Origin of the sequence: Kitasatospora sp. NPDC004799 (assembly GCF_040609095.1) — a bacterium.
GTDB lineage: Bacteria > Actinomycetota > Actinomycetes > Streptomycetales > Streptomycetaceae > Kitasatospora.
In genome coordinates, this window is sequence record NZ_JBEXJK010000440.1 from 1 (window position 1) to 6560 (window position 6560).

Sequence of the window (6560 nt, forward strand, 5' to 3'; positions counted from 1 at the left end):
CGAACCACGCGGCCCCATCGAGACCGAAGCAGCCCGCCGCCTCGCCGACGACCTCAAGCACCAGTAGTCACCCGATTACCCAACACTCTCTGAGGGGCGGGCAGGCGCGCGACGAGGTCCGTCACGCTGTGGGTCAGCTGGTGCAGCCCCGCGAACGGCAGGTCGCTCTCGGCCCGGACGCCCGAGGCCCTGAGGACGGTGAATCCGCGGGCGCGCGCCCGGGCGGCGGCGTGGTCCAGGAGGGCGGACCTGCCGATCCCGGGGGCCCCGTGGACCAGCAGCGCGTCGCCGCGCTCGGGCAGGGCGTCGACCAGTGCGTCGACGGCCGCCAGCTCCTCGTCCCGGCCGAACAGTGTGGTGCCTGACATCCGATCTTCCTCTGCGCCTACGCCAGTGCTCTGACCTGGACCGTTGCAGTGTAGGTGCACGCATTGCACGGCCGGGGTGCGCTGAGAGTCATGTGTCCGGCGACACACCGGCCGCAGTCGCTTCGCAGTCATTCAGCCGCCGACGTAAGTCATCCCGTGTCCCATGCTGGATGCCGTGCCGACCGGAGGGAGAGGAGACCCATGACATCCGTGACCGACCCGGCCGGGGCCCCGGAGGACGGGGGCACCGGTCACCGCTGGAGCCGGGCCGTCTCCATCGCCGCCGTGCCCGTGACGGTCGCCTCGTACGAGCCTGCGTCCGACCCGGGCCGGATGACGACCCGGCAGCTGGGGCACCTGCTCTTCATCACGACCCACGCCGGCCCTCGCCGCTTCACCCGCGGCCTGCGGGAGATCGCCCGTGGCACCAGGCAGGCCGAGGGGTTCGTCGTGGTCGCCGTCATGGGGGCCACCGGTGCCGTGGTGCAACAGGACGGCCGGACGGCGGAGGTCCCCGCGGGAGCGGTGTCCCTCTGGTACACGGAGACCCCCCACGTGGTCGACTACCCGGACGGAGTGGACGTCAGGGTGTGCCTGATTCCCCGCCGGTCCTTCGGCGTGCGCGACGAGCAGCTGGAACGGGTGACGGCCACCGCGGCCGACGCCGGCGGCCCGGTGGCCGCCCTGGTCAAGCACTCCCTGCTGGCCCTGGCCGAGACGGCCGAGGACTGCCCGCCGCTCGTCGCCGGCCGACTGGCGTGCAACTTCGCCGACCTGGTGGCCACCCTCGTCACCGAGCAGGCCGCCCGTGACGCGCCGGCCGCGGAGGACTCCCGCCACACCCGGCTCTGGGAGATCCGCGCCTACGTGGACCGGCACCTCAAGGACCCGGAGCTCGGACCGCAGACGATCGCGGCCGCGCACCGCATCTCCGTGCGCTCCCTCCACAAGCTCTTCGAAGGGGAGGGGACCACCGTCAGCCGCCTGATCCAGCGCCGCCGGCTCCAGGCGAGCGCCGAGGACCTCTCCCGCGAGGACGGCGGCGACAGCACGGTCGCCGGCGTGGCCCAGCGGTGGGGCTTCACCGATCCGGCCCACTTCAGCCGGCTCTTCCGCGCCTCGTACGGCATCTCACCGAGCCGGTGGCGCGACACCCGCGGCGGCACCGAGCCGTCCGAGCCGCGGGACACCCGGGGCCGGGTGTCCCGATGACCGACCGACCCGAGGGGAACCCGGTGCCCGCATCCGTCTCCACCGCATCTGTCTCCACCGCGTCGCTGTCCGCCGCCGACCGGGCGGAGAGCTGGCAGGACGCCGTGTCCCACACCTTCGTGCCGATGACCGTGGACTTCCTGGAGGAGGTGCCCTCGCCCGGGGAGATCGTCGGCTACCGGCTGGGCTTCCTGCGGATCTCCAGGGTCCAGGCCGGGCCCCAGGTGGTGACCCGCTGCAGGCACCTGGCCGACGGCGACTCGCCGACGCTCGTCCTCAGCCTCCAGGAACGGGGCACCGCCCTCAAGGAGCAGGACGGCAGGCAGACGCTCATCCGGCCCGGCGGGTTCTCCCTCACCGACACCTCCCGGGTCTTCCGGAAGAGGATGGCGGAGGAGTTCGCCTTCACCTCCTTCCACTTCGCCCGCGCCGAACTGGACGTGCCCGAGAAGGACCTGCGGGCACTCACCGCCACGGCGTTCAGCGGCGCCGGGGGCAGCGCCGCGCTGCTGACGGACTACCTGTCGAGGATGGCGCACCAGGCGGCGGAGCTGGACGAGGCCGTCGGGCGCCGGGCCGCGGCCACCGCCCTCGACCTGCTGGCGCTGTTCGTCGACGACGGGGCCGGGCGCGCCCGGCCGCAGGGCTCACGTTCGGCGGCCTCCTTCGAGCGGGTCAAGGAGCACATCCTGCGCAACCTCCGCGATCCGGACCTGTCGCCGTCCACGATCGCGGCGGCGAACTTCATGTCCGTCCGCTTCCTCCACAAGCTGTTCCAGCAGGAGGGCACCACGGTCGGCGGGTGGGTCCGGGCCCAGCGGTTGGAGCGCTGCCAGCGGGACCTGCTCCGCCCGATGGCGGGGGAGCTCGGGGTGGCGGGGATCGCCCGGCGCTGGGGCTTCGCCAACTCCAGCCACTTCACCCGCGCCTTCCGCGCGGCCTACGGCATGACGCCGCGCGACTGGCAGACCGGCGCCCACCCCACGCGCCGGAACGGCTGTTCGTCCACGTGACGTAGCAGCGTGACGCGCCGACGGCCGGCACGGGCGACTGCGGACCCGGCCGGAGGAACGGCCCCGTCACCACTCAGAGCGTCCTGGTTCCAGTCACCCAAGCAAGTGACCGCATCACTTCAAGATGGAAAAAATCCATAGGCGATTGATAAGGTCCCTTGCATGACGCTCAGTACGTTGGAAGCGCTGCGGCTCACCGTCGCCGCGATCCGGCAGCGCACCGGCGAGAGCCAGCGTGAGCTCGCCGCCGCGCTCGGGCTGACGCAGGACAAGGTGTCCCGCCGTCAGTCCGGTGCGCAGCCGTGGTCCCTGGACGAGGTCGACGCGTTGGCCGGCCACTGGGGGATGGGCCCGCTGGACCTGCTCTCCGGCCCCACCCACGCCGCCCAGTGCCTCACCTGGCCCCCCGGCACCGCCGCACCCGCCCCGGCCCCGGTGCCGCCGACGTCCGCCGCCGCACCCGATCCGACCGCGGCACCCGCCGCGTCGGTCGCTTCGGTCGCCGGTGTCCCGGCCGGCGAGGCCGCTGCGCACCAGCCCGCCGTCGCCCAGCCCGCCGAGACCGAGCAGCCCGCGGTGCTGACGCCCACCGCCCCGCCCGCCCAGGATGCCGCGCCCAGCGCCGCGTACGCCGACCGGGGGCCGGACGGCGAGCCCGCCCTCCACCCGCCGGAGCCGTGCGTGCAGTGCGGCCGTCCGGTCCCGTTCCGGATCGGCGGCCGGCCGTTGCACCTGGGCGGCTGGTGCACCCCCGCGCCCGGGGCCGCCGGCCCCAGCCCCGTGCCCGTGCCCGTGTCCGGCCCCGCGGCCGCGTCGTCCGCGGCGCCCCGTACGGCTCCGTCCGCGGCGCCCCGTACGGCTCCGTCCGCGGCGCCCCGTACGGGCGCCGGCTCGGGTCCGTCCGCGCGTGCCCGTGAGTACGCCGGTACGGGCCGCGAGCTCGGCTTCTACCTCGACATGATCACGTCGGCGGTCGACGAGGCCCTGGAGGAGCACGACGGCGACGTCGACGCGGCGGTCGTGGCGCTGGAGAAGAAGGCGATTCCGAACGGAATGGACCTCTTCGACAAGACCCGCGCCAACGCGGTATACGAGCACACGGTCTATCCGGAGCGCCTGGAGTTCCTCTCGAAGAAGTCCCGGAACGGTGCGGACGACATCTGGGAGGGACGCCACAAGTGGGAGAACGCCCCGCTGACGGCGCGGTTGAAGGCCGGTGCCGACCCGGTGACGGTGGACGTCCTGGACACCAACGCCGCCTACTGCTCCGCGCTCAAGACCCACCTGCCGATCGGCGCGCTCCAGCACCGCCCCGACGGCGGCTGGGACCCGAAGCGCGCCGGCGTCTACCTGCTCCCGGCCCGCCCGGTCTGGGAGCACCCGCGGCTGCCGGACCCGATCGGCAACCGCCACGAGAGCGGCCCGCTGCTGCTGGACGAGGCCACCGTGCGGCTGCTGATCCGCTGCCACAAACTCGGCCTGGCCGAGGCCCCGCACATCACCGAGGCCTGGACCTCCGGCTCCTCCGAGGGGCTGCTGGAGAAGTTCCGCCGCGTCCTCACCATCGCCCGTGAGAACGCCATCCGCGACGACGACCTGGTCACCGAGAAGTACGTCAAGGCCATCTACGCGAAATTCGCGTCCACCATCGGCGAATCCGCCTTCAACCGCGACCTCCGCCGCCCCGACTGGATGCACATCATCCGCTCCCAGGCCTTCGCGAACCTCTGGTACAAGTCCCACCGCGCCCACAAGGCCGGGCTGACGATCGTCGCCCTGCGCGGCACCGACGAACTCCACATCACCGGCGGAGAATGGCGAAAGGCCAACGGCGGCATTTTCGAGGAGGGCCGCCTGACGACGCAGCTGAAACTCAAGGACCGGTACACCCTGCCCCGCACCCGCACCCGGAGCGCCTAAAGATGTCGACCGACGGATGGAAGAACTTCGGCCGCTACGGCGCCGACCGCGACCCCGGAAACATCCACGGGAAGATCGCGCTCGGCCGGGCCCTGGAGGACGCCGTCGAGCGCATGATCATCGAAGGCGGCATCAAGTCCCCGCCGTCCACCCGCCGGGGCCTGACCGCCCGCATGCGCTACCTGATGAGCCACAAGGGCGGCCGCGAGGCCCTGGCCGACGCCGGCGTCACCGCCACCCCGGCCACCCTGCGCGCCTGGACCAAGGGCACCCGCCACCCCCGCCCCGCCAACCAGGAGGCCGTCGACACCGCCTACTGGACGCTGCGCGCCCGCAACGTCCTGAACAACCCCGCCATCCTCAAAGCCCACCTCAACCGCGACGGCCGCGGCACCAAGGTCGAGATCCACCCCATCAACCAGCAGGTGGTGGACGAGCCCCGGCGCCGTGACAACCTGCGCATCCGCACCGTGCAGGTCCGCTACGTCTGGGACGACGCCGTCGACGCCCTCGCCGCCGGCGACGCCGACACCCTCGAAGGCATCTGGGACGACATCATCGCCGACCTCGACTCCGACTGGGGCGCCTACACCTACGTCTCCCACATCGGCCTCGGCGCCTGACGCACGCCGCCGACACGGCGCCCGCCTCCGCGCCCGAGCCGAAGCCCGGTCGTCGTCACCACGGCAGGCCCGTCGTCACCGGCCCTCCGTCGGCCGGAGGTCACCGGTTGAGCAGCGAGTCCGCGATCGCGACGGAGGACGGAGCGAGCCGGGTCCCGCCGTCGTCGATGTCCCAGAGCGAGTTCTGCAGCAGCCGTCCCAGCGTCCAGCCGGTCGCGCGTGCGCGGTCCAGGCCGAGGACATCGGTGAGCAGGTCGAAGCGGCGCCGCACGATGCGCGGGGTGTCGCCCCTCGCCACGACCTCGTCCCACCTGCTGTCCAGGGCGGGCCACACATCGAATCCCGGGGCGCCGGCGAGCGGCTCGGGATCGACGGCGATCCACGGCTCGCGCTGCGCGGCCTCGACGCCCTCACGGCTCCGACCGCACCCCGCCGCGTCCGGACGGAGGCGGCCCGGCTGGCCCGCATACTCGCCTCGTGACACGCGCCGGGCCGCCGTCAGGGCCCGCTCGCCGTCGTACCGCGCCGGGCCGTCACCCCGGGCCTGCGGACGGGTTCGTCCTCGACTTCGTCGAGGCGTCAGACCGGGAACGGCAGTGGGTGCCGGCCGTGAGCTGCCGCCCGTTCTGCTCGGCGTTCGGCAGCAGCGGCGCGCGAGGCACGAGGGTTTCGGTCCCGCTCGGCGCGTACGGCGCAACCGGCGCCCCCGGCCCCTCGAAGTCCGTTGTCCGGCGCGCCGGCCAGGCAGCCGCCACCGCAGGCCGGGTCGAGCCGGGCAGGCGGGCGGGTCAACCACCGGGCGCGCCGGCGGCTGACCCGGGTACCGGTACGGGCGTCAGGCGCGGCGGCCTCTGCGGCGGGCGCGGCGGAGCAAGAAGGCTCCGGCCCCCAGCGAGAGCGCCCCGGCGAGCAGGAGCACCGGCGTCCGGCTTCCGGTCTCGGCGAGTTGGCCGCCTCCGCCGCCGGGCCGCGGGGAGGGTACGGGGTGGTGGCTGGGCCCCCAGGTGGGGGAGGGGGCGCCGGTGCCGCCGTGGCTCGCGGTGTGGGTGGGGCTGGGCGAGGACGTGGCGGTTGTGGTGGTGGCGGTCGGTGACGGGCTCGGTGACGGGCTGGTGGTGGCGGTCGGGGACGGCGAGGGTGACGGGCTGGTGGTGGCGGTCGGCGAGGGGGAAGGACTGGCGCAGACGTGCTCCTCGATGCGGACCTCGCCGTCGCCGCTGCGCGCTGCGGTGGTGAAGGCCGCACCGGCGGGACCGAGGCTGGAGCCTCCGCCGCCCCCGCCGGCGTCGAGCGTGCTGCCCGTGGAGGAGCCGCCGGCTCCGCCGCCGTGGGCCCCGCCGCCGCCTCCACCGCCGGTGCCCATGTGGATGTACTCGTTGAGCTTGTCGCTCGCCGCGAGGCGGGTCTGCAGCGGGACGAAGGCC

Annotated in this window: 6 protein-coding genes and 1 pseudogene; 4 read left to right on the plus strand and 3 right to left on the minus strand. The window is 73.9% G+C overall.

All coding sequences use genetic code 11. The features are described from left to right. Positions 1-53 precede the first annotated feature (53 nt). Positions 54-368 carry an ATP-binding protein gene (locus tag ABZW03_RS34785; protein ID WP_355267559.1) on the minus strand — a complete coding sequence of 105 codons (315 nt, stop codon included), beginning with the start codon at positions 366-368 and terminating at the stop codon, positions 54-56. Between the two features lie 201 nt (positions 369-569). Here ABZW03_RS34785 and ABZW03_RS34790 point away from each other — a divergent pair, with 201 nt between their 5' ends. From ABZW03_RS34790 to ABZW03_RS34805, 4 genes are all read left to right on the plus strand, one after another. Next, positions 570-1580 carry a helix-turn-helix domain-containing protein gene (locus ABZW03_RS34790; RefSeq protein WP_355267562.1) on the plus strand — a complete coding sequence of 337 codons (1011 nt, stop codon included), beginning with the start codon at positions 570-572 and terminating at the stop codon, positions 1578-1580. Then, a complete protein-coding gene (locus tag ABZW03_RS34795; protein ID WP_355267565.1) occupies positions 1577-2593 on the plus strand; it encodes a helix-turn-helix domain-containing protein in 1017 nt (338 codons plus the stop codon). The genes ABZW03_RS34790 and ABZW03_RS34795 overlap by 4 nt, the downstream gene beginning before the upstream one ends. 162 nt (positions 2594-2755) lie before the next feature. Next, positions 2756-4513: an acyltransferase gene (locus ABZW03_RS34800; RefSeq protein ID WP_355267568.1), complete on the plus strand. Its 1758-nt coding sequence runs from the start codon at positions 2756-2758 to the stop codon at positions 4511-4513. 2 nt (positions 4514-4515) lie between these two features. Beyond that, on the plus strand, positions 4516-5136 hold the full coding sequence (locus tag ABZW03_RS34805; protein ID WP_355267571.1) for a hypothetical protein: 621 nt from the start codon (positions 4516-4518) through the stop codon (positions 5134-5136). Positions 5137-5236: 100 nt separating this feature from the next. Here ABZW03_RS34805 and ABZW03_RS34810 read toward each other — a convergent pair. Then, a pseudogene (locus ABZW03_RS34810) lies at positions 5237-5536 on the minus strand (aminoglycoside phosphotransferase family protein); the annotation flags it as partial. Positions 5537-5971: 435 nt separating this feature from the next. Then, positions 5972-6560 (minus strand): LPXTG cell wall anchor domain-containing protein (locus ABZW03_RS34815; protein ID WP_355267574.1); only part of this gene is annotated, 589 nt, incomplete at its 5' end.